This window comes from Pseudochryseolinea flava (assembly GCF_003286915.1).
Taxonomy (GTDB): Bacteria; Bacteroidota; Bacteroidia; order Cytophagales; family Cyclobacteriaceae; genus Ohtaekwangia; species Ohtaekwangia flava.
On record NZ_QMFY01000007.1, the window covers coordinates 225,503 to 246,849 of the forward strand.

The 21,347-nt window shown below is 43.2% G+C and carries 21 protein-coding genes; 7 read left to right on the forward strand and 14 right to left on the reverse strand.

The genetic code is table 11. The features are described 5' to 3' along the window. The 5 genes from DQQ10_RS15145 to DQQ10_RS15165 all read left to right on the forward strand — a co-directional run bounded on the left by DQQ10_RS15145 (position 1) and on the right by DQQ10_RS15165 (position 7,804). On the forward strand, positions 1–2,697 hold the full coding sequence (locus DQQ10_RS15145) for an ABC transporter permease (RefSeq protein WP_245970426.1): 2,697 nt from the start codon (positions 1–3) through the stop codon (positions 2,695–2,697). Between the two features lie 254 nt (positions 2,698–2,951). Continuing rightward, positions 2,952–3,545 carry a dihydrofolate reductase family protein gene (locus DQQ10_RS15150; protein ID WP_112747731.1) on the forward strand — a complete coding sequence of 198 codons (594 nt, stop codon included), beginning with the start codon at positions 2,952–2,954 and terminating at the stop codon, positions 3,543–3,545. Between the two features lie 129 nt (positions 3,546–3,674). Next, a complete protein-coding gene (locus tag DQQ10_RS15155) occupies positions 3,675–4,634 on the forward strand; it encodes an NAD(P)H-dependent flavin oxidoreductase (protein WP_112747732.1) in 960 nt (319 codons plus the stop codon). A 118-nt stretch (positions 4,635–4,752) separates the two neighbouring features. Continuing rightward, on the forward strand, positions 4,753–5,085 hold the full coding sequence (locus DQQ10_RS15160; protein ID WP_112747733.1) for a PadR family transcriptional regulator: 333 nt from the start codon (positions 4,753–4,755) through the stop codon (positions 5,083–5,085). Positions 5,086–5,131: 46 nt separating this feature from the next. Further along, positions 5,132–7,804, forward strand: coding sequence for an ABC transporter permease (locus DQQ10_RS15165; RefSeq protein ID WP_112747734.1), 2,673 nt, complete (start codon positions 5,132–5,134; stop codon positions 7,802–7,804). Between the two features lie 23 nt (positions 7,805–7,827). On the opposite strand, the gene DQQ10_RS15170 is transcribed toward DQQ10_RS15165, so the two are convergent. The 11 genes from DQQ10_RS15170 to DQQ10_RS15220 form a co-directional block, all read right to left on the reverse strand. Continuing rightward, entirely contained in the window at positions 7,828–10,476 is a 2,649-nt protein-coding gene (locus DQQ10_RS15170; RefSeq protein WP_112747735.1) for an ABC transporter permease, read from the reverse strand. A 265-nt stretch (positions 10,477–10,741) separates the two neighbouring features. Then, positions 10,742–11,215 carry a transcription elongation factor GreB gene (gene greB, locus DQQ10_RS15175; RefSeq protein ID WP_112747736.1) on the reverse strand — a complete coding sequence of 158 codons (474 nt, stop codon included), beginning with the start codon at positions 11,213–11,215 and terminating at the stop codon, positions 10,742–10,744. Between the two features lie 27 nt (positions 11,216–11,242). Beyond that, the gene (locus tag DQQ10_RS15180) at positions 11,243–12,205 is read right to left on the reverse strand and encodes a hypothetical protein (RefSeq protein WP_165823950.1); all 963 of its coding nucleotides are present in this window, start codon (positions 12,203–12,205) and stop codon (positions 11,243–11,245) included. A 263-nt stretch (positions 12,206–12,468) separates the two neighbouring features. Then, positions 12,469–12,984, reverse strand: coding sequence for a DinB family protein (locus DQQ10_RS15185; protein WP_112747738.1), 516 nt, complete (start codon positions 12,982–12,984; stop codon positions 12,469–12,471). 110 nt (positions 12,985–13,094) lie between these two features. Continuing rightward, complete coding sequence (locus DQQ10_RS15190; protein ID WP_165823951.1) at positions 13,095–13,301, reverse strand: hypothetical protein; 207 nt, start codon at positions 13,299–13,301, stop codon at positions 13,095–13,097. Between the two features lie 112 nt (positions 13,302–13,413). Continuing rightward, positions 13,414–14,475 carry an NAD(P)H-dependent flavin oxidoreductase gene (locus DQQ10_RS15195; RefSeq protein ID WP_112747740.1) on the reverse strand — a complete coding sequence of 354 codons (1,062 nt, stop codon included), beginning with the start codon at positions 14,473–14,475 and terminating at the stop codon, positions 13,414–13,416. Between the two features lie 13 nt (positions 14,476–14,488). Next, on the reverse strand, positions 14,489–14,872 hold the full coding sequence (locus tag DQQ10_RS15200; RefSeq protein ID WP_112747741.1) for a nuclear transport factor 2 family protein: 384 nt from the start codon (positions 14,870–14,872) through the stop codon (positions 14,489–14,491). Beyond that, a complete protein-coding gene (locus DQQ10_RS15205) occupies positions 14,862–15,650 on the reverse strand; it encodes an SDR family NAD(P)-dependent oxidoreductase (protein ID WP_245970428.1) in 789 nt (262 codons plus the stop codon). Before DQQ10_RS15205 ends, DQQ10_RS15200 begins: the two co-directional genes overlap by 11 nt. A gap of 1 nt (position 15,651) precedes the next feature. Further along, positions 15,652–15,870, reverse strand: coding sequence for a tautomerase family protein (locus tag DQQ10_RS15210; RefSeq protein ID WP_112747742.1), 219 nt, complete (start codon positions 15,868–15,870; stop codon positions 15,652–15,654). Positions 15,871–15,882: 12 nt separating this feature from the next. Then, on the reverse strand, positions 15,883–16,422 hold the full coding sequence (locus DQQ10_RS15215) for a YceI family protein (RefSeq protein WP_112747743.1): 540 nt from the start codon (positions 16,420–16,422) through the stop codon (positions 15,883–15,885). A gap of 110 nt (positions 16,423–16,532) precedes the next feature. Beyond that, complete coding sequence (locus DQQ10_RS15220; RefSeq protein WP_112747744.1) at positions 16,533–17,105, reverse strand: Crp/Fnr family transcriptional regulator; 573 nt, start codon at positions 17,103–17,105, stop codon at positions 16,533–16,535. 210 nt (positions 17,106–17,315) lie between these two features. Here DQQ10_RS15220 and DQQ10_RS15225 point away from each other — a divergent pair, with 210 nt between their 5' ends. Together DQQ10_RS15225 and DQQ10_RS15230 are read left to right on the forward strand one after the other, a co-directional pair. Continuing rightward, on the forward strand, positions 17,316–18,350 hold the full coding sequence (locus DQQ10_RS15225; RefSeq protein ID WP_165823952.1) for an adenylate/guanylate cyclase domain-containing protein: 1,035 nt from the start codon (positions 17,316–17,318) through the stop codon (positions 18,348–18,350). A gap of 279 nt (positions 18,351–18,629) precedes the next feature. After that, positions 18,630–19,694 (forward strand): M57 family metalloprotease, encoded by a 1,065-nt coding sequence (locus DQQ10_RS15230; protein ID WP_112747746.1) that lies wholly within the window; start codon positions 18,630–18,632, stop codon positions 19,692–19,694. Positions 19,695–19,788: 94 nt separating this feature from the next. Here DQQ10_RS15230 and DQQ10_RS15235 read toward each other — a convergent pair whose 3' ends face one another. From DQQ10_RS15235 to DQQ10_RS15245, 3 genes are all read right to left on the reverse strand, one after another. Then, positions 19,789–20,337 carry a dihydrofolate reductase family protein gene (locus DQQ10_RS15235; protein WP_112747747.1) on the reverse strand — a complete coding sequence of 183 codons (549 nt, stop codon included), beginning with the start codon at positions 20,335–20,337 and terminating at the stop codon, positions 19,789–19,791. A gap of 60 nt (positions 20,338–20,397) precedes the next feature. Continuing rightward, on the reverse strand, positions 20,398–20,928 hold the full coding sequence (locus DQQ10_RS15240; RefSeq protein WP_112747748.1) for a DinB family protein: 531 nt from the start codon (positions 20,926–20,928) through the stop codon (positions 20,398–20,400). A 77-nt stretch (positions 20,929–21,005) separates the two neighbouring features. Continuing rightward, positions 21,006–21,341, reverse strand: coding sequence for a cupin domain-containing protein (locus DQQ10_RS15245; RefSeq protein ID WP_112747749.1), 336 nt, complete (start codon positions 21,339–21,341; stop codon positions 21,006–21,008). Positions 21,342–21,347 lie beyond the last annotated feature (6 nt).

Genomic DNA, 21,347 nt, shown 5'->3' on the forward strand with positions numbered 1-21,347 from the left:
ATGACGCCTTCAACACCACCGCGCTTCTTGTTGCGTCTTCTTAAATCATTCTGCAAGCCCGCATACCATGCGGACATAGAGGGCGACTTATTAGAATTCTATCAACAAAAACTAGCTGTGCTAGGAAGAACGAAAGCAAATCTACTGTTCTTAAAAGAGGTTCTTTTCCTCTTTCGTCCTGGAATCATTCGTTCAATAACTTTCACCCAACACTTAAACAACAATGGTATGATTAAAAGCTACTTCGTGATGGGCTGGCGAAATATTCTGAAGAGCAAACTCTATTCAAGCCTTAATGTGATTGGACTTACATTTGGGATTGTCTGTTTTCTATTGATCGGACTATATGTTTATGATGAACTCACTTTCGATAACCAACACCAGCAGCGTGATCGAATTTTTCGCGTCATCACCCATGAACAAAACCCGAACAACGACGCTACTACCGTTGCTGCCGCCGGGTTCATGCTTGCAGAAGAATCGCGACGCGTGTTTCCTGAAGTTGAGAAGACTACGCGCATGCAACGTGTCGGTCGGGCCAACCTCGTTGATCCAGAACATCCGGTAAACATACAGGAGACCGTTACCATTGCCGATGAATATTTTTTTCAAATATTTGACTTTCCGTTTGTAGAAGGAAACCGCGTTACAGCACTGAAAGAGCCGAACACCATTGTTATCACGGAAGATCTTGCGATGAGAATTTTCAGTACGGTTGATGTCTTAAACAAACACTTGCAATTCAATCACATGGACACGCCGCTGAAAATCACAGGCGTCTTAAAAAATCATGCAAACAATTCCACGTTCAATTTCAGCAGTATAATGTCTGAATCGACACAATACAGCAGCGAGGAATTTAAAACCGAAGCTCAGACAGATTGGGCATCGACAAGTTTCACCGTGTATGCGCTCCTAAAACCCGCTGCTGACCCCACTGCCGTGTCGAACAAAATGACGCAACTCGTACACGCGAATGCTACATTAGAACCCGGAACCAAGTTAGCCTACACGTTACAGCTATTGAAAGACGTGCATCTCCATTCGGCAGACATTATCGACGGAGCACGTAACAGTAACGTCGATAGCATTCCACAAAGCAATCCGATTTATGTAACCGTTTTTCTTTTTACAGCAATATTCGTTCTGCTCATCGCAGGCATAAATTACACCAACCTAACCACAGCACGCGCGTCCAGTAGAATTAAAGAGATCGGTGTACGAAAAGCAATCGGCGCGGTACGCGGAAATCTTATCAGGCAATTCCTCGTCGAATCGTTGCTTACCACAGCAATTGCCTTTGTATTCGCGGTAATACTTGTCGCGCTTCTTTTACCGTCATTTAACAATTTCACAAACAAGAATTTTTCACTCATCACGTCAGCGGGTATAGGCTTTTGGATGATTGCAGCAGGATTGATAATCGTCATCGGATTACTGTCAGGCGGTTATGCCGCAGTCTTGCTATCGCGCTTCAACCCTGTTTCACTTTTAAAAGGATTAAAATTTAGAGAAGCAGGAAATTTCTCGATGCGCAAGGCATTGGTTGTCGTTCAATTCACGATATCAACGATCATGATCACCGGTACAATCGTGCTGTTTATGCAGGTTAAATATCTAAACAACACCCATCTCGGCTTTGACAAAGACCTAATGGTTGTGATCGATGTCAATGTTGGGAGAGCAAGAACAAACTTTGAATGGGTAAAAAATGAAATGTTAAAAATATCAGCCGTTCATCACGTATCCGTTACATCACGTGTACCAGGAGAATGGAAAACATTGAGACGCGTGAAAGCAAAATCGGAAGGCACAGCAAGTCCTCACCAAATTAGTTACGCGATTGGTGCCGACCGAGACTTTCTATCAACCTATAACGTTACGCTTTTAGCAGGTAGAAATTTCGCTAACGATAGTGACAGCACCGCCATCATTATCAACGAGGCCGCAGCAAAGATGCTTGGCATTACTGACGCGAATGGTCAGGTCATCGACATTCCACAAATTGCACGCAATTCTTTTTTCGTACCCATTTTTGATGACGTTAATGATTCCTTTAAACCTCGTCTCATCGGCATTGTCAAGGACTTTCATTTTCAATCGCTGCGTAATCGCATCGAACCGCTCATCATTGCTTACCAACATAATCCAATACAACTTATAGACTATTATTCGGTAAAGATTGCAGCACAAGACATTCAAGGGACGCTCGAAAAGTTGAAAGCCATTATGGTCACCAACGATGAGCGTGAACCATTCGAATATCATTTTCTCGATCAACAGCTAGCCTTGTTCTATGCCGAAGATCAACGCAGTCAAACCATTCTTGGCTGGGTCGCATTAGCAAGTATTATTATAGCCTGTCTCGGATTATTTGGTCTGGCAACCTATGCAGCGGAACAACGATTAAAAGAAATCGGGATGCGGAAAGTGTTGGGCGCGACAATGCTTGGTCTAATTACTTTACTTTCTAAAGATTTTGTGAAACTCGTTTTTTTTGCTTGCTGTATTGCCTTTCCAATAGCATGGTGGGGAGCGAATCGATGGTTGGAAGAATACGCTTACCATATCGACATTGCTTGGTGGATGTTCGCATTGGCAGGTGGTATGGCGCTGGCCATCGCTTTACTTACCGTAAGTTATCAGGCCATCAAAGCGACGTTTATAAACCCTGTTAAAATTCTAAAAGCGGAGTAAAAAATACGCCACGCTCCGTAAGTGTTAAGCAAAAAGTCACGATAACTCGAGTGTCGCAATTGCCACGTATCAATGTCGCAATCACACATGATTCGGCATGTTATTGTTATCGATATTTGTCTTAGACAAAATCGTTATTCTATGAACAACCGATTTCATAGACTCCGATTTAAAAACAACGCCACCTACTTTTCAAAATTGGCGACTCATCGAATGAATTAATTTTGCGTGCTCAACCCTCAAATGACTGTAACATGAGAAAAATAATTGTCATCTCTATGATCTCCCTTGACGGCATAATACAATCACCCGGTAGCCCTGAAGAAGATACGTCTGGAGATTTTAAACACGGAGGTTGGGTCGCACCGTTCAGCGACGGAGAAGGCAACAAATTGTTCTCGAAACTTATGGCGCCGGCCGATGTGCTTCTGGGAAGAAAAACTTTTGACATTTGGGAAAACTATTGGCCGCAACATGAGAATATCTGGCCTGGTATCAATGATGTAACGAAATTTGTAGTTTCTAAAACGAAAAAGAAATCTTCCTGGAAGAACACTATGTTCCTACAAACGATAGGGGATATTAAAAAACTTCGTCACGCCAAAGGTGCTGACATCCAAGTGTGGGGGAGTAGTGAACTTATTCAGGCACTCTTGGAACATGATCTCGTTGATCAACTTTGGCTTATCCTTTACCCTATCACGCTTGGGCACGGAAAGAAACTGTTCACCTCCGGATCTATTCCTGCATCATTTAGACTACACGAGAGTATCGTTACAACTACCGGCGTAATCGCAGCACATTACATACGCGCAGGACAAGTGAAGACAGGAACAGCCGGAAAGTAACTGTCGTAGCTTGATTAAACCATTGCTAACAAAACATCGTTTTATCTTTCTCAAAATTCCTACTAACTTGACACAACGGCGAACATACTGGTCCCAACGCCGAGCACCTATTCATCCCGTACACGCTGCATGGTAACCCTCGATAAACTGTTAGGAATTAAATACCCTATTATTGTTGCACCAATGTTTCTCATCTCTAACACCAAGATGATAAAGTCGGCCCTGCGTTGTGGCGTAACCGCTGCATTTCCAGCATTAAATTACAGAACCGATGACGAACTCCGCGCCGCCATTATCGAAATCAAGAATTCAACAGACAAGCCATTTGGCGTAAACCTTATCGTTAATAAATCAAACCCGAAATACAAATCACAGCTAAATACGTTACTCGAACTAAAAGTAGATTTTATTATAACATCACTTGGCAGTCCACAAGAGGTAATCGAAAAATGTAAACCCCTTGGAATTAAAGTATTTTGTGACGTAGTCGATTTAAAATATGCACAAAAAGTCGAAACGTTGGGTGCCGATGCTGTGATTGCTGTCAACAATAGAGCAGGGGGCCACGCTGGTCCATTGCCACCTCACGAACTTGTCACGTTGTTAAAACAGAACTGCAACATTCCAATCATCTCTGCTGGAGGTATCGCCACGGGCATGGACCTAAAAGAAGTTATTTCGTGGGGTGCGGCTGGGGCTTCCGTAGGAACGATTTTTATAGCCTGCGAAGAAGCAGACATCACACCCGAATACAAACAGGCGATGATCGACTATGGCGCAAAAGATATTGTGATGACCACAAAACTGTCGGGATCACCACTAACGGTAATCAACACACCCTACGTTCAGCAACTCGGAACCAAGGCAAACTTTTTGGAATGGATCCTAAACAACAATAAGACGTTGAAGAAGTATGCAAAAATGTTGATTGCTTTTCGTGGAATGAAAGCGGTTGAAAAGGCCGCTTTTGGTGCGACGTACAAAACCGTTTGGTGTGCTGGCCCTGCGATAGAACACGTTCATGCGATTCAACCCATCGCCAACATCATCGAATCGATCACGACAGAATTCGACCAATACAATAGATAGGTATTCTTCCTATATGCTGAAACCAAGTCGGTTTCCCGGTCGCCGCAAAATATATTTACTCCATTAGTTATACAAAATATATACAAATCGATATATTTGTTTTACAAACATTATACAAATGAGCAAAGAATACCTTGGCGAATTTGAAGAATTGGTATTAACAATAGTCGGCATATTGAATGATGACGCTTACGGAAACGCGATTGTCAATGAAATAAAGGAACGGATGGATCGCGATTGTAACCTCAGCGCTGTTCACGTTACACTTTACCGCTTAGAAGATAAAGGACTCATTAAGTCGAAAATGGGAGGCGCTACCAATGCACGCGGTGGAAGGCGAAAACGCATCTTCACCATCACAAACGCAGGCATGGCCATGCTGAAAACGATGAAAGACTCTCGCATGGAATTATGGAAACTAATTCCGCAGCTCAAATTCATCGGTATGTAATTGTTGATTTTTTCTATCTAACGGCCTTTCAACCGCGATGTGAATTATGGAGGACAATAAAAAGCTATTGGCAATAAGATTACTCACGTGGTTTTGTCCATCAAAGTTGCTTGAAAGTATTGAGGGAGATTTGATAGAAGCATATGAAGATGATCTTCGCAGGGTAGGAGAGGCAACGGCAAAAAGACGACTACTGTTCAACGTCATCAAATTCCTTCGTCCGGGAATTCTACTAAGACATCATTTTTCATTTCAACTCATGCAATACGCTATGCTGAAAAGTTATTGGATTATCGCCATAAGAAACATCAACAAGAGCAAAGTTTTCTCCACCATCAATATTCTTGGACTAGGCATTGCCATTGCTGCCGTTCTGCTCATCGTTCAATTTGTGATGTTCGAGTTAAGCTATGATAAGTTTCATACAAACTTCGATCGAACGTATCGGATCACAAACGACAGATTTCAAAATGGACAACTTATCCAGCACGGCACGATTACTTACCCTACGATCGGACCAACGATGGCAAAAGATTTTCCAGAAATTGAAATGTATACCCGACTAATGCCCAGCGGCGAGTTGAATGTTAAAATAGGCGAAAACATTTTTCAAGGAGAAGAAGCAATGTTTGCGGATGAACACTTCATGTCGGTATTCAGCTTTCCGATGCTCGCGGGCGATCGCGTGAAGGCATTAAAAGAAAAATATTCACTCCTGATCACACGAAAAACCGCGATGCGTTACTTTAATGTGAAGGATGAGAACTTTGATGCTGTAGTAGGCAAGACCGTTTATTGGGGACTCGATACACAGCCCTACACCGTCACAGGTGTCTGCGACGACATCCCGGAGAATTCCCATTTACAATTCAACGCCTTAGTCTCATATGCATCATTAATTAGTCCGGATGACCATGGCGCCGACGACAGTTGGACATGGTCTGATATGCGACACTATTTGGTTCTTGCGCCAGGCACCGATCCAAAAACACTTGAAGCTAAGTTCGATGATTTCAGCGAGCGATACTTTAAAGGCGACAAGGTATCGGGAAGCATTGAGAAATTTTACCTCCAACCGTTAAAAGAAGCACACCTGTATTCAAACTATGAATACGACATCGCGAAAACTGCGAATGGAAAAGCAGTTTGGGCAATGCTCATTGTGGCTGTGTTTATTCTCATCATTGCAGGAATCAACTACATTAACTTAACGACGTCACGTGCACTGGAGCGCGCAAAAGAAGTAGGGTTACGAAAAGTGATGGGCGCGGTAAAATCACAACTTGTTAGGCAATTCATTTTTGAATCTGTGCTTGTTAGTCTATTAGCCTTCATCGTTGCTATTATACTCACGCAAATCGTACAGCATCCGTTCAATCAAATCATCGGTGGAAATTTATCGTGGTGGGTCGTCCTTTCACAAATAGAAATGAAGGTAAAATTGTTGATGCTTGGCACCGCTGCTGCGGCGATAATCGTGTCTGGATTTTATCCAGCGTTTGTACTTTCATCCCATCAGCCCATCACAGTGTTGAAGGGCAAGTTCCGACATACAACAAAAGGTAACGTGCTTCAAAAAGGATTAGTAATTTTCCAATTCATGTCCGCTGCAGTGCTTATCACGGGTACGATCATGGTGTCGCAGCAAATTAAATTCATGAACAATAGCGACCTTGGAATTAACATTAACAATACCATCATTGTTGAATCGCCCGAACGAACATCATGGGATTCGACATTCATTCAACGCGTTGAAAGTTTCAAAAATGAATTGCAAACCATCGACAATGTAAAGTCCGCTGCAACATCCAATAATATTCCTGGCGCGCGATTGGGCCGCACCTTCAACGTCCATCTTTCCGATGCTTCTTCAGGACCGAAATACACCATGAGCTTCCTCGGTATCGATCATTCATTTGTCCAAACATTTGATCTTAAAGTTGTCGCTGGACGTGGTTTCGAAACGACAGACCATCACGCTGACTTTGATCAACTTCAAAATGCCATGGTCAACGTAGGTGCTACACGCCTTTTGGGAATGAAATCACCCGATGAGATTATTGGACGCCATGTTAACTTCTGGGGCAAGAACTGGACGGTGGTCGGTGTAATACCTGATTATCATCAACAAGGATTGAAGAATGCAATGGAGCCGATGATCTTTTTTCCTGCGTACTCAACCTACTACCCAACATCGATTAAGATTGGAAGCGGCGACAGCAAAGCTACGTTGGCACAAATTGAAGCAACGTTTAAAAAATTCTTTCCCGACAACGTCTTCCAATATTCATATCTTGAAGATCGCTACAAATCACAATACAAAGACGACAATCGCTTCGGGCAAATCGTCAGTATATTCACCATCTTGGCCATCATCATTTCTTGTCTCGGGCTTATTGGGCTGTCGTCGTACACGGCCATTCAGCGGACAAAAGAAATTGGCATACGAAAGGTGCTCGGCGCGTCGGTGATGAATGTAGTTTCGTTATTATCAATTGACTTTATGAAACTCATTCTCATAGCGACTATTCTCTCATTGCCAATTTCCTACTTTGTTTTAGAACGATGGCTCGACGGTTATGCTTACAAAATCCGTATGGAATGGCTACTCTTCCTTTTGCCCGTTGTATTAATTGTTGTTATCGCGGCCCTGACGATGAGTTTTCAAATCATCAAAACGGCGCTTACGAAACCTGCCGACACGCTTAAATACGAATAGTAATTTGCGCTATCGGAAATTTCTTATTCCACGCGCAAGTTATCTACGGGATTGGTGTTAGCAGCTTTCCATGTCTGAGATAATATTGTCGTCATCCCCAATGCCAGCATGATAGCCAAACTGACGAGAGCTTCCACGGCGCCGATGGGAACGTTATAGTATTGTGCTGTGAGCAAGAGTTTTCGCATCAAATAAGTCACTGTTGGAATTGTGATGACACTTGCGATAATGATCAGTATCACAAAATCTTTAGACAACATGTACACCAGACTTTCGGATGAGGCACCCATCACTTTTCGAATACTTACTTCCTTAACCCTGTTCCTCACGGTGAATACTACTGTGCCCAACAACCCAAGGCACGCTACCGTGATCGCCAGCATTCCCATAAATCCCCAAATCTTTACAAGAACAAAATAAAAGCCATACGTATCGCGGATCTGATCGGACAAATACGCCGATTTAAATTTTGTTTCTTTCCCGATGGACTTCCATATATCTTCCATTTCAGAAAAAGCATGGAGGGCATCCGTCGGCGCAAGATGAACGTTTGCGTATACAAAATCTTTCGGCGCATATTCAAAGAAAAAATTTCCAACACGATCATTCAAGCTTGCATAATGAAAATCTTTTACGATACCGGCAACACGAACTTCCCTTTTATCCGGCAACATAATCACCTGACCGATGGCGTCGTACTCTTTTAGATCGTCAGGATTTGCGCTGATGCTTCTTGCAAATACTTCATTGATAATAATCATACGCGAATTGTCGATAGAGTCACTGCTAAAATTTCTTCCGCGGATCATCGTAAGTCCCATCGTCGACATAAAACCTTCGTCGATCGACATCGTGCTGGCGGCTAAGGAATCTGTTTTTCCAACAGCGTGTACAAACACCTCCGGCACTGACCCCGCACCTAACGCATGCGATGACATCGATATGGTTTCGACGAACGATAACTTTCCGAATTCATTCTTTACTACCTGAGGGTCGGCCTGCTGAAGATCAACATTCAGTATATTGTTCTGTTCAAAACCTAAATCGTAATTGACAGAATACCGGTATTGTTGTATCACAATGACAACTGCCATAATGAAGCCAAGGGATAAAATAAACTGAGTCATGATCACCAACTTGCGTATGGGCATGCGAGTCCATTTTCCGGTTTGCAGTGCTTTACCTTTCAACGCCGTAACAGGAACAATCTTCGAAAAATGTAGGGCCGGTACAACCCCTGAAACAACGCCTACGAATAGCGCAAAGAGTATAAACCCTACAAACGTGCCAAGAGTAGGATTCAAGTCCACCAGGTCCGTTTCGCCGGCAATAGCAAGCGCTTCATCACGCACAATCTCAAAAAGGAAATAGGACAACACCAGTGCGAGCAACATAATCATCGTGCTTTCTACAATGAACTGCGTGAAGATCTGATGTTTCTGTCCACCCATAACTTTACGAACACCAATCTCCTTCATCCGCTTGAGCGATTGCGATATGGAAAGACTGACGTAATTTGTACACGCCGCCAATAGGATAATCAGTGGAAACATTCCGTTAAGAATCATCGATTCATAACTCCAACCATCTCCGATAGGATTGGACAGCGCATCACCAGGCACTATTTTATCGAGACGCTGAAGTTCAAAAGACGCTTTGTAATCATTTGTCTTGTATTTTTCTTTAGCGATGTCATTGAGAAATCGTTCAATACCAGTAGGCATTGCGTTGTGCGAGAGTAGGAGATAGGTGTACGAATCGGTGAATGTATTCCAATGTTTCTCATCATCGGTGAAAGAAGGGCCGTGATGAGATGTCAACGTTTCAATCGACATGAGTGCTTCGAATTTCATGTGCGAATTCTTAGGCACATTCTTGGCTACACCCGTAATCATCACCTCACCGAAAGGCTCAATAAATGCAAGTTGTCCCATCGGGTCTTTTGTACCAAAAATTTTTGCAGCAGCGGCTTCTGTGATCACCATCGTGTTCGGCTTGGTAAGTGCAGTCATGGCATTACCTTGCAGAAGGGGAAAATTAAACACTGAGAGATAGGCGGCATCTACAAAATATCCACGCACTGGAATTTTAGCGTCACCAACGCCAACGTTGTGAGCCAGTGATCCTTGAACGCGCACCACTTTTTCGACACCGCTAACATTATTGGTTAGCAGTTGAGCCGTGCCAATGGGCGCTGAGGCAAAGGAAGGATTTTCATTTCGATCTTGAACATGCGTGATCACCCTATAAATGCGCGTTCGATTAGGATGAAAATTATCGAATTGAAATACAAATACGACCATCGCTACAAAAAGTAAACTGAGCGACATGCCTACCGCTAGACCGAACACGTTTAGCGTCGCGAAAAATTTGTTCTTAGACAAATTCCGAATGGCTGTTTTAAAATAGTTCTTGAACATACCTGGCGTAAATTGAGTATATGAAAAATGATGAAAAGCCGCGTCCTTCTTGCGCTTCACGAGCGTGTATGAAAAAACTAGCGACACAACCCTACACCAATATCTGAACCCTGCTCGAAAGCGGCCGTAAAGCTTCACATCGGCATAGAACAGCTCCTCGATATCACCCTGCAAATCATCAACTTGAGCTCTCTCGCTGTAGCATTGAAGCAGGTATGAAGCGAGTCGTGGCGGCCTGATTCGTGAATCCATAGAATTTCCATTTATATCCACAAGACGACGAACTCGGCAATATGTTTCTATTATTCAGAATAAATATTTTTGAATTTTAGTTGGCTGTCCTTTCAACCTAAAGAAAGGCTCATTTAAAAAGATAAGTGTGGAACTAGAAAACGATAAGATAAAGTATCACCCATTTTAGGGTAGCGCGTTGAAAACAAAAGATGAAGTCTTCAGGCGTTTTGCTTTTACTCAGATCAAGTTCGTTCTTTTTGGTGGCTAAAAGGCAGAGGGTTAATCAATGTTGATACTCAATTTTTTTCACATGCCACACAAAATCGCGCATGCCCGTTTTTACAATTACCTCGTCACCAACTTCTTTTTTCATCAGCGCACGCGCCATTGGTGAATCCATCGAGATGTAATCCTTGGTGTCGAAAATTTCGTCTGGCCCGACTATTCGTAGTCGCTTTTTTAAGCCTAGTTCATTTTCAATTTCCACCCAGGCGCCGAATAAAACTTTCCCTTCTTGAAAGGGCGAGTAGGGCACAACCTTCAAATCGTCGATACATTTACGGAGATAAAGAATACGTCGGTCTATTTCCCGCAAGCGCTTCTTATTGTAATGGTAATCTGCATTTTCGGAACGATCGCCAAGGCTCGCTGCCCATGAAACTTTTTGCGTCGTATCTGGGCGTTCAACGCGCCACAATTGATCTAACTCCGCTTTTAACTTTTCTAAACCTTCGGGCGTAATTAATTGCGTCTTCATGTTCCTTCTCGAATAAAAATGCGGAAGCTAATCAATTACAACGCGCGAAAGAAGCCCATCTTGATATTCATAGTGCCACGCGTCAATCACCCTGTCACCAGAGAGGTCCAACGCTTGTACCAACTTATCATCTTTATCGTACTCGTAGATCAACCGATCACTCATCGATTGGGATGAAGCGGTAAGGCCCACAGGCAATCCATTCCTGTACGTCCAATCGAGATGTGATTTAATCACCTTTTGGTTTAGCTGATCCACGAGCCAACCGTCAGCATCAAATAAATATTCTCGCGCACTTCCGGCACTGTGTTGTGCTACGATTTTCGCTAGCGTGCGATCTTCATCTTTTCGATATTCAAATATCCAACTTCGCTCACGGCGATCTCCCTTTTCAACAACGTTTATAGGATCTCCATGAAGATTAAAAGTAAATGTTGTTGTGTACGCTAATTTATTTCCCGCCTTATAAATCAATATAGTGAGCGATGTAATCTTGCGCTTGCGCATGAGGTCGGCATTGATTTTAAACGGAAGGTACGCCATGCCCGGAACGAAATTTCCAGGAACGCCAGAGGGATAAAGATCCGATCTCAAATCAAAAAAATGATTTTTTGGCTGCTCTTCACCCAATACTGGTAACGCTTTCTTCAGCTTAAACTGTGGTTTGTCATAGAGCCCCAAGATGTTTCTTGTATCGAATTTCAATATGCCAGTAATCGGGTCGATTAAAATTGATATCGAGTCGCCACGCATGTAATGCACCAAGTTGTTACCTATTCGCTTCATCGACAGCGGCGCATCTTTGTCAAAGAACACAAAGTAAGAAGGAGACCTCCGACCAACCTTGCGAATGGTTATTCGTTTCATACTTACCCCAGGGCCAAGAACTGGAATCGAATCAATTTTAATATTTTCCCAAACGCCCTCGATCTCACCCGTAGCCTGCCCCGACGTACATCCACACAAAGACATTGCAATAAGCGTCGTCATAACAATACGTAGAATGCCTTTCCACACAGATTTAATTTTAGAAGCAGCAATGTACATGTTTTAGTTAACGCAATCGGTGTTATTATGCGGATCCGCTGTGATCTGCCTTTATATTTAACATAATATAAATTATATAACGAATTTAGCCAGTTAGCCGCAAAAGGTTCTGAGCCCAAATTCATCCGCCGCCGCACCCACGACTAAGCGATTCAACTTCGAAATGTTCTCAGGAAAGACCTTCTACTAACTGTTAACAGCATGAATCACTCACTCCACGGTGGTTTGATTCCATTGGAGCGCGCATAGGCTATCAGTTGTCCGAGGTGTTCGTTGGAATGACCGAGCATGATCAAAATCGCTGACATCTTGGTATACTCTCCTGGGAATGGAAATTCAACTTTCGTTGCTAGTGTTGCATCTGTGGTGCCCTTAATCGCTTCTGTCGCTACTTCGTAAGAGCGCTTCAATTCTTTTGCAATGGCATCTTTCGTCTTCAAATCTTTTTCGAGTGTTTCCATGTTTACGCCATCGGGAATTTTCGCACCCAACTTCGATGCAAACCAGTAATTAGCGGAAATAATGTGCGCACAAACCTGGGCAACATTTCGCACTCCCGACTGCGGAGACCACGAGTACTTATCGGCAGGAATAGCTTCCGCCAATTTCATAACATGCCCAGAAACAAAGGCGATTGAACCCGCAGATTCTTTTTGGAATTGCCCCTGCGCAAAAATGTGCACGGAAAGGGTCAGTGCTAAAAACGTTAATAGTGTTTTCATGGTGGAAGGTTTATTGATTGCAGGAAGATAGTAAAAATATTTCCGCTAGTCTTCGTCTGGCTGGTTTCAGATTCCGCAGATCACCGCTTTCTAGTAGTACGATCTTTTAACTATACCGACCGCGTCTTGCCTAGCAAAGTAAACTCAACAATAATTTTCCCCGCACTGAAATTCGAGTACAATAGCTTCACCAGATTACGATTATCCATTTCAAGCGCTACATCGAAAGCGTGCTGATAATTCTCGGGATAAACATTCAGCACTTCTATTACATTCAGCATATCGGTGTCACTACGGCGGGCGTGTAATATCATCATTATATCGCTGTCTAATTTGATCGCATCCATGCTTCAAGATGTAAATGTAATTCGACATTTTAAAATCACGCGCTTGCTCACGGTCTGCAGTTTAATGTTGGAAATAACTTCTTCACTGGCCACTCATCTCCGACACAATGGCGTTCATCAATGCTTCAGCACGCTTATGTTTTACGACAGGAGCAACCTGCCCTCCCCAAAACAAAATCAGATCCCACTTCTCTTGTTCTAGTGCCGCGCTCCTGATGTGTGACATAAACTGTGACTGTAATGGGAAAGGTAGAAACTTCTTTTCTTGGTTGACTAAATCTTTTGCAATACGACTCGTAATTCCGCGCCCCAATCTTCCCGTGAATGCACGCGAAAGCGTCGTATTCCGCGCACGCTCAGAGAACAACATCTCTCGATGCATAGCCGTAGCGTTGGACTCTTCCGTTGCCAGAAACGCCGTGCCTATCTGTACACCATCAGCGCCAAGCGTTAACGCAGCAGCCACTCCTCTCCCATTCGCTATTCCACCCGCGGCAATCACCGGTGTTTTTACGCTCTCTTTGATTAGCTGAACTAAAACAAATGTGCCCGTCGTAGAAGATTCAGCGGAAGCAAGAAACGACGGACGATGTCCACCACCTTCAAAGCCAGAAGCAACGATCAAGTCAACGCCTGCAGATTCCAGCGCGATCGCTTCATCGACCGTTGTCGCTGCACCAACCGTTACAATACCAAGTTTTCGACACTGCTCCAAAATGTCCGCTGCAGGAATACCAAACACAAAGCTGAATACTGCAGGTTTCTGACGAAGTATAACATCGACTTGATTCTCAAATCTACTCCTAAATGATTCAGGCTTACTTGGCAAAGCAATACCAAGCTCATCGAAGTACGGCTTGAATAAATCTTGCGCCTGTTTAAAGTGTTCTTCTGAAACATCCTCGGCATCATGATCAGATACCCATAAATTGATATTGTATGGCTTGTTCGTCGCTGCTTTTATTTGTGTGTCTATTTTAAAAATTTCTTCCGGCGTCAAGGTGTATGCGCCATATCCACCAAGGCCGCCAGCATTGGACACCGCCGATACTAGCGCTACCGATGACAGGTTGCCGCCAAAGGGACCTTGTAATATGGGACATTTAATCCCTAAAATTTTTGATACGTTCGTTTGATACCACATTGTACTGTTTTGCTTAATCGATCACAACATCTGACATCATCTTGTTGACAATCACCCAGCGTCCATCAATCTTATGAAACGAAAGGAACTCTTCATAGTTAAAGTCGTACATTTTTACTTTCACTTTCGCCAAAGCAATCGAATTGATCACTTCAACAGAAAGTATCGTTCCTTTAAAAGGCTTACCTGAATCTTTCGGACTTTGTCTATTCCTGACTACCTTCAAATATTCATCACGCGTTTTTGCGTACGGTGCACCTTTCACATCGCCGTATAGCAATGTGCCGGTATGTAAAACATTTCCCAACTTCTCGATATCACCAGTGTAGATTCCGTCGAAATATTCATTCGCTAATGCTGCGGTAATCGCAAGCGAATCTATTGTCTCATTTCTCATAGCTTCTGATTTTATGATTTGTTAAAATATGATTCACCTTCTTTAACTCACGTGATGTCCTGCGCCCATTCCACCATCGACATTTATAATCGCTCCGGTTATAAAAATTACTTTTCGCAACGGCATACACCATCGCGGCCACGTCTTCTGTTTCACCAACTCGATTTAGCAGATGAATCCCTGCATTCCGATCCGCATGTTCTCCGTGCATCGGTGTACGGATTATCCCAGGCGCAATGGTATTCACCCTGATGTTGTGTTTTCCGAACTCCGCGGCCAACTGCAATGTAAGCGCATGGATTGCCCCTTTTGAGGCGATCGGTGCTGCGCTCGGCGCGCCTCCCAAGGCATGATAGACTAGCGGAGTGCCTATATTGATCACAACTCCTTCACCTGCCCGCAACATCTGCGGAATGATCGCCTGTGTTGTAAAAAAAGTACCCTTCAAATTCGTGTTCAAAAATCGGTTAAGATAATTTTCATCGACTTCTAGAAAAGGTTTGGTTTCGTAAATACCAGCGTCGTTCACCAGCACATCAGCCGAACCAAATTTTCCCAAGGCCGTTGCCAATAATTTGATTCCAGTATTCTTTTCGCTTACGTCGCCCGCGAACATGGCGAGGCTATTACCACCGCCAAATTCATCGTAAACCAATTTCAGTTTCGACTCAGTCGTCGCGTTGATCACGACGTTATCACCGCGTTGCAAAAAATATTTTGCTACTTCTCTACCGATGCCAGACGAGGCACCGGTAACAATGATCGTTTGTTTTTTCATGTTACTTTTTATCTGCTGTTATACCACGCTCGCGAAGAACAGACACCTGTTCACCGGCAAATCCCCAATTATCGAGTTGCACCTCTTCAATCACCACATGGGTAAGTTGAGGATCCTTATTCAACACGTCTGTAATAACATCCGTTACGCCTTTGATCAATGCTTTCTTTTGATCACGGGTCACTCCTTCTTTTGTTATTTCAATTTTTATGTAAGGCATAATTTTGTTTGATTAAACTAGACTTAATATTTCTTGACGTAAGCTTGCAATGATAGTTACCTGGAGTTCAAAATCATTGTATATCAATGTATCCCCAAGGTTGGTAAAGAAGTTTCCTGACCGGAACTTCATATCATATTTCGTGCGATCAATGATGATTCTTGCATCAGCGCGAAGCACACCGTTCTCTACGCGAACGATTGTATCAAACGCGATACGATTCGTAATCCCTTTGATGGTAAGATTTCCTTCGACATGATTATCGCTCACTGAAATAATTTCTAGAACAGCTTCCGGAAATTGCTGCGATGAAAAGAAGTCATCGGAAGCCAGATGCCCTGCAAATTGGGCATTGGTTTCGGGATCTGTGATGTCAAGGATTTTAATGGATGTTGTATCCACTATAAAGAATCCTTTGATGAGTTTGTTATCAGAAACAACGATCTCCCCGCGTTTAAGATCTATCGTACCGTCGTGTGCTCCTGTGACTTTCTTACCAACCCATGTTATGTTACTTTGGGAGCTGGTGATATCAAATTTTTGAGTCTCCATTTATTTGTGTGCTTTAAATTATCTACACAAATAAACGGGCAACGACTCAGGATGGCGGGTGACCTAGATCACATTTGCCTGTCAGGAATCGATATGTGACGTAGATCACTTTACGTATTGTACAACCGACTTAAAGTCTCCCTCGACACCCCTAGGTAAGCCGCTATTAAGTTTTTGGGAACTATATTATAGACATCCGGGTATAGTTTGAGAAATTCCTCGTATCGAAACTTTACATTATTATTCATAAAAGACAGCAGCCGCTTTTGACTTGCGACATAGCCCCTATTTGTACGCCACCGAAAAAAATACTCCAGGTTATGAAAATCCCTACAGAGTTTTTCTCGATCGTCATTCGTGATAGAGAGGACGACAGCGTCAGTAACCGAATCGACGTTGATGGTTGCGCGGGTTCGTTCGTACAACGCGTGGTAGTCTGACGCCCACCAGGTAGGCATTGCAAATTGTAGGATGAACATCTTCATGTCTTCATTGATGAAGAACGTTTTCAAACAGCCAGATACAACAAAATATTCCTCATCCGCCATATCTCCCGCTGTAACAACAGCTTGTCCTTTCTGAAATTGCCGCAGCTTGAATTGGGCAAAGCAGTGATCAAATTCTGCATCCGTTAACTGGGTAACTTTCGCGATGTGGCCCTTCAGCAAATTTTTCGCATCCATGCTCAAATAAATTGACTTTGAAAGGTACCCTTTTTCGGCCTGTATTCAACAATGTCCGAACGCTTGAAATCCTAAATCCAGTTCTGCGACACCATACTGAATTTGACAACACATCAATTGATAAATGGCGTGTTCTATCTTATTATTGCTATCTTCCGACCTAACGTGAAGTTCCATGGTATGCTGCGCAACAAGCTAAAAATATTCGCGATGATATTCTCTATATTGTTTTGGACTGTCTCCGCGTTCTATTTTGTGACAATCAGATATTTCGGCCTCGGAGAATTTGCGCCACCAGATCTCGATTACGCCAACGTCGCTACTTATGCGGCATCTGTGGGTTTTTCTATCGGATTACTCTTCGGACTCGTACCGCTGACAAGCGCAGTTTGGTTCAAACGACGACAATCTTTCACGAGCGTCATTCTCATTGGAACGTGTTGTTACGTGGCTTTCTTTGCAGCGGTTATATTCATTGCAAGCGCCATCGGAAATTCAATGAAATTCGCCTCTTCCTATCTTTTTTCACCAGACGGGTTGATCGTTATTTTCCACCTCACCACGTCTAGTGCGTTGTATCATTTCATCTTACAGATTAACAAGAAGTTTGGACCAGGTGTGCTTTCGGAATATACCATGGGAAAATACTTCGCCCCGAAAGAAGAAGTGCGCGCTTTCATGTTTTTGGATCTGAAGTCTTCCACACATCTAGCGGAGACGCTTGAACATGTCACATATAGCAAACTCATTCAGGATTGTTATGCAGAACTTACGGATCCGCTTATCGATCACTTCGCCCACGTCTATCAGTATGTCGGTGATGAGGTCGTCGTGTCATGGACCATGAACCAATCATTCAGTGCTAACCATTGCATCAATTTCTTCTATGCCTTTCAACAACGCTTAGAAGGAAAGAAAAAGTATTTCCTTAAACGATACGGCGTTTTCCCTGAATTTAAAGCTGGCACACATTGCGGAAAAGTGACTGTAGCAGAAGTCGGTGAAATCAAAACTGAAATTGCCTATCATGGTGATGTACTCAACACCGCATCCCGAATTCAAAGCCTATGTAATCAATTCGATAGAAAGTTATTGATTTCAGAAACACTCTTAAACCATTTAGCGGAAACACACCACCGATCAATAGCATTTGTCGCAGAAGTCGCACTTCGCGGAAAGGAGTCGGCTACAAAAGTATTTGCAGCAGAACGATTAGACTCAACATCGAGCACGTCCCTACCCTAGTTAACGCGGCGCTGTTCCGCAAGTCGTGCATAAAGGCTATTACTAAACACATTTACTAGCCCAAGCCCAGAGTAAAAATAAGGTAATTTGAATATTCTTTTTTTTAAAACGGCAAGCGTCAGTAGCCACTCCGTTGTGCCGTAGTGCGTTCGAAGGCGTTAATGTTATTTCGTCTCCCGCGTTGGTTCAATCACACATTCGCAATGGGTGTTTTTATATTTCATGTTCTACATTTCTTGTGGCGCCGAAAAATAATTACCAACCTAAACTCAGAAAGAAATGAACCTTAAAAATCAGGGCAGATTCATATTGAATCACAAAGTACTTCACTTTTTCCTCGCGATTCTATTGCTCTCCACTGTGAGCTGCGAACGAGACGAAAGCGCGACACCGAAACCAACAACTGACAAACTTGAAAAATATTTGCAGTTCCTAGAAGAATCCGGATTCCATCGGGAGCACATTACGTATGATGCCACAACAGAAGAATTCACGGTTGAGAAAGACATGATCTTATCAAAAACTCAAATTGATGAGTATCTCGCGGAAGGCCCAAGTGCAAGTGGAAAAATCAAGCAGCGTCGCTATACATACATTGTTAACGGATCGCGTGTGACAAACATCAAATATTATGTTGATGGAACAGTACCGACCGATTGGAGAACGGCAATCAGTCAAGCGATTACCCAATGGAATAATGTGAATGGAACAGCGCTTTTCATTTCGCTGGTGAATACCAGCTCCGGCGCCGATGTCCGTGTAAACGCGATCACAGAGAATGGCGCCTCATGGATCGCTCGCGCCACACTTCCTTCTTCTGGCGGCGCACCTGGCAGCATCATGACCATCAACACCTATTATAACACGCTTGATGCGGGCAGAAAACTTTTTGCAATGGCACACGAAATGGGACATAACTTCGGTCTGTTACACACGAATCAAACTGATGGAGCCGTTATTCCAGGAACACCTGTTACCGATGCAAATTCTGTGATGAACTCTTATGTGTTACCCTGGAATGGGTTTACGCAGTATGATCAAGTTGCCGTACAAGTTTTGTATCCAAACAGCGGAGGTGGTTCGGTCACACTTCGTCAACATTGCGATTACTCAGGATGGACAGCAAACTTTGGTATAGGCAGTTATAACCTCGCCGCACTACAAGCAGCCGGAGCCGTCAACAATGATGCGTCTTCAATTCGCGTTCCCGCGGGTTTACGTGTGACGTTTTACGAAAACGATAATCTTACGGGTGCTACCCTAGTGCGTACTGCGGACGATAATTGTTTTGTTAATGAAGGATGGAATGACCGGGTGTCGTCACTACGGGTGGAGGCGAACTGAGAAGAAGTAAGAAGTAAGAAGTAAGAAGTAAGAAGTAAGAAGTAAGAAGTAAACAAACAAGAATGACTGTCTCATTGACTGAGGCAGTCATTCTTTATATCATTAATGGGTGATAGATCACTTGAACGACGCCGGATTTAAATACTTTCGTTTGTATCAATTTTAAGTTAAGGCGTTGCTGTAATTTTTCGAATAGCGGCTTCCCACTTCCTAACACGGTGGGATGAATGGATAATCTATAAACGTCGATCAAATCCTTGTCGACAAAAGTCTTGATCAAACTCGCGCCACCGTACAACCATATATCCTTTCCCGCTTTACTTTTCATTGTATTTACATATCCTGAAATATTATCACTCACGGTGATGGCATTTCTATCATTGAAACGTGCACGAGAAAATACGACTTTTTCTTTTGCATGGACGGCACGCCACACAGCACGCGCTTCTTCACTTTCGTGAGCATCCGGCTGGTAGTTACCCCATGCTTCGTAGCTTACACGCCCATAAAAAATCGTATCTACAGTTGACAGGAACCCTTGAAAATCCATGTCATCGTCCATGATACACCAGTCGATTTCACCATTCGGACCTTCTATAAAACCGTCTAACGTGACGGCTAAATCTAAAACCACGTTTCTCATGATGTATTGTAAACTTCAAGAAACAAAAATGTACGGCATGGATGTGCTCCCAGCGTTCAATCAACGCAGGGCAATTTTTATGTGCTCAAGATGGTGACGCACATGCCACGCGGTCATCGCAATGGCCTGCTTTTGTGTGAGCATCATTTTCCGAACAGGATGGTAGTACGCGATTTCCTGTTGTTCTTCAGTTAACGATCGCATTAACAGCACGAAACGTTTGGTGATGCTTTCGATCATATCCAATGCGTCGGGCACTGGCGATGTTAGCCCATCCGTTGTATGAGCCCATCCCGGAATGTTTACCAAAGTAATTTCCTTATAATCAGGTTCTGTCAAAGCTTTCTTCATTCTAAAGAAATGAAGCATCTGCATGTCGGCGACATGGCTTACAAGCTGTTGTATATTCCACGCTCCTTCACGGTAAGTCTTTTGCAAGTCGTTAGGCGAAAGGTTCGATGTTAACGTTCTATACTTTGCAACAGTCGATTCGATTGTATCGATAAGGTCTGCTAACGCTTCTTTAGTAAGATTTGCGGGCGATTCGAATGTACCTATTGGAAATTTGAGTTGTTCAAGTGCGTCTGTCATACGGTATTATGATTTCGACAAATATAGCGAATGCATAAACTTAAATCACGCGGAAAAAGTTTCAACGGAGACCTACATCAAATGAAATCCCTTCTTATGGGGTTAAAGCTATCAACCAATCTCGCTGTCTTGGAAAGCAACTGTATCGTATGCAACTTATTCGAGGGCACGCTGAACATATCGCCAGCTTTCAATATTTGATCTGGTTCTCCTTCGCAAATAAAAATGATCTCCCCTTCTGCCAGGTAACAGGTTTGTTCATGCGGATGTGAATGCGGCGCATCTGGTTCATCCCAGGGACCATTGGTAAAATCAATAATCACTGTCATCAGGTCATTCAAATAGAGCAACTTCCTATTCACGCCTTCTTTTACTTGATGGGCAGGCGTTTCATTATATTTTAAAACAGGCATAAAAAA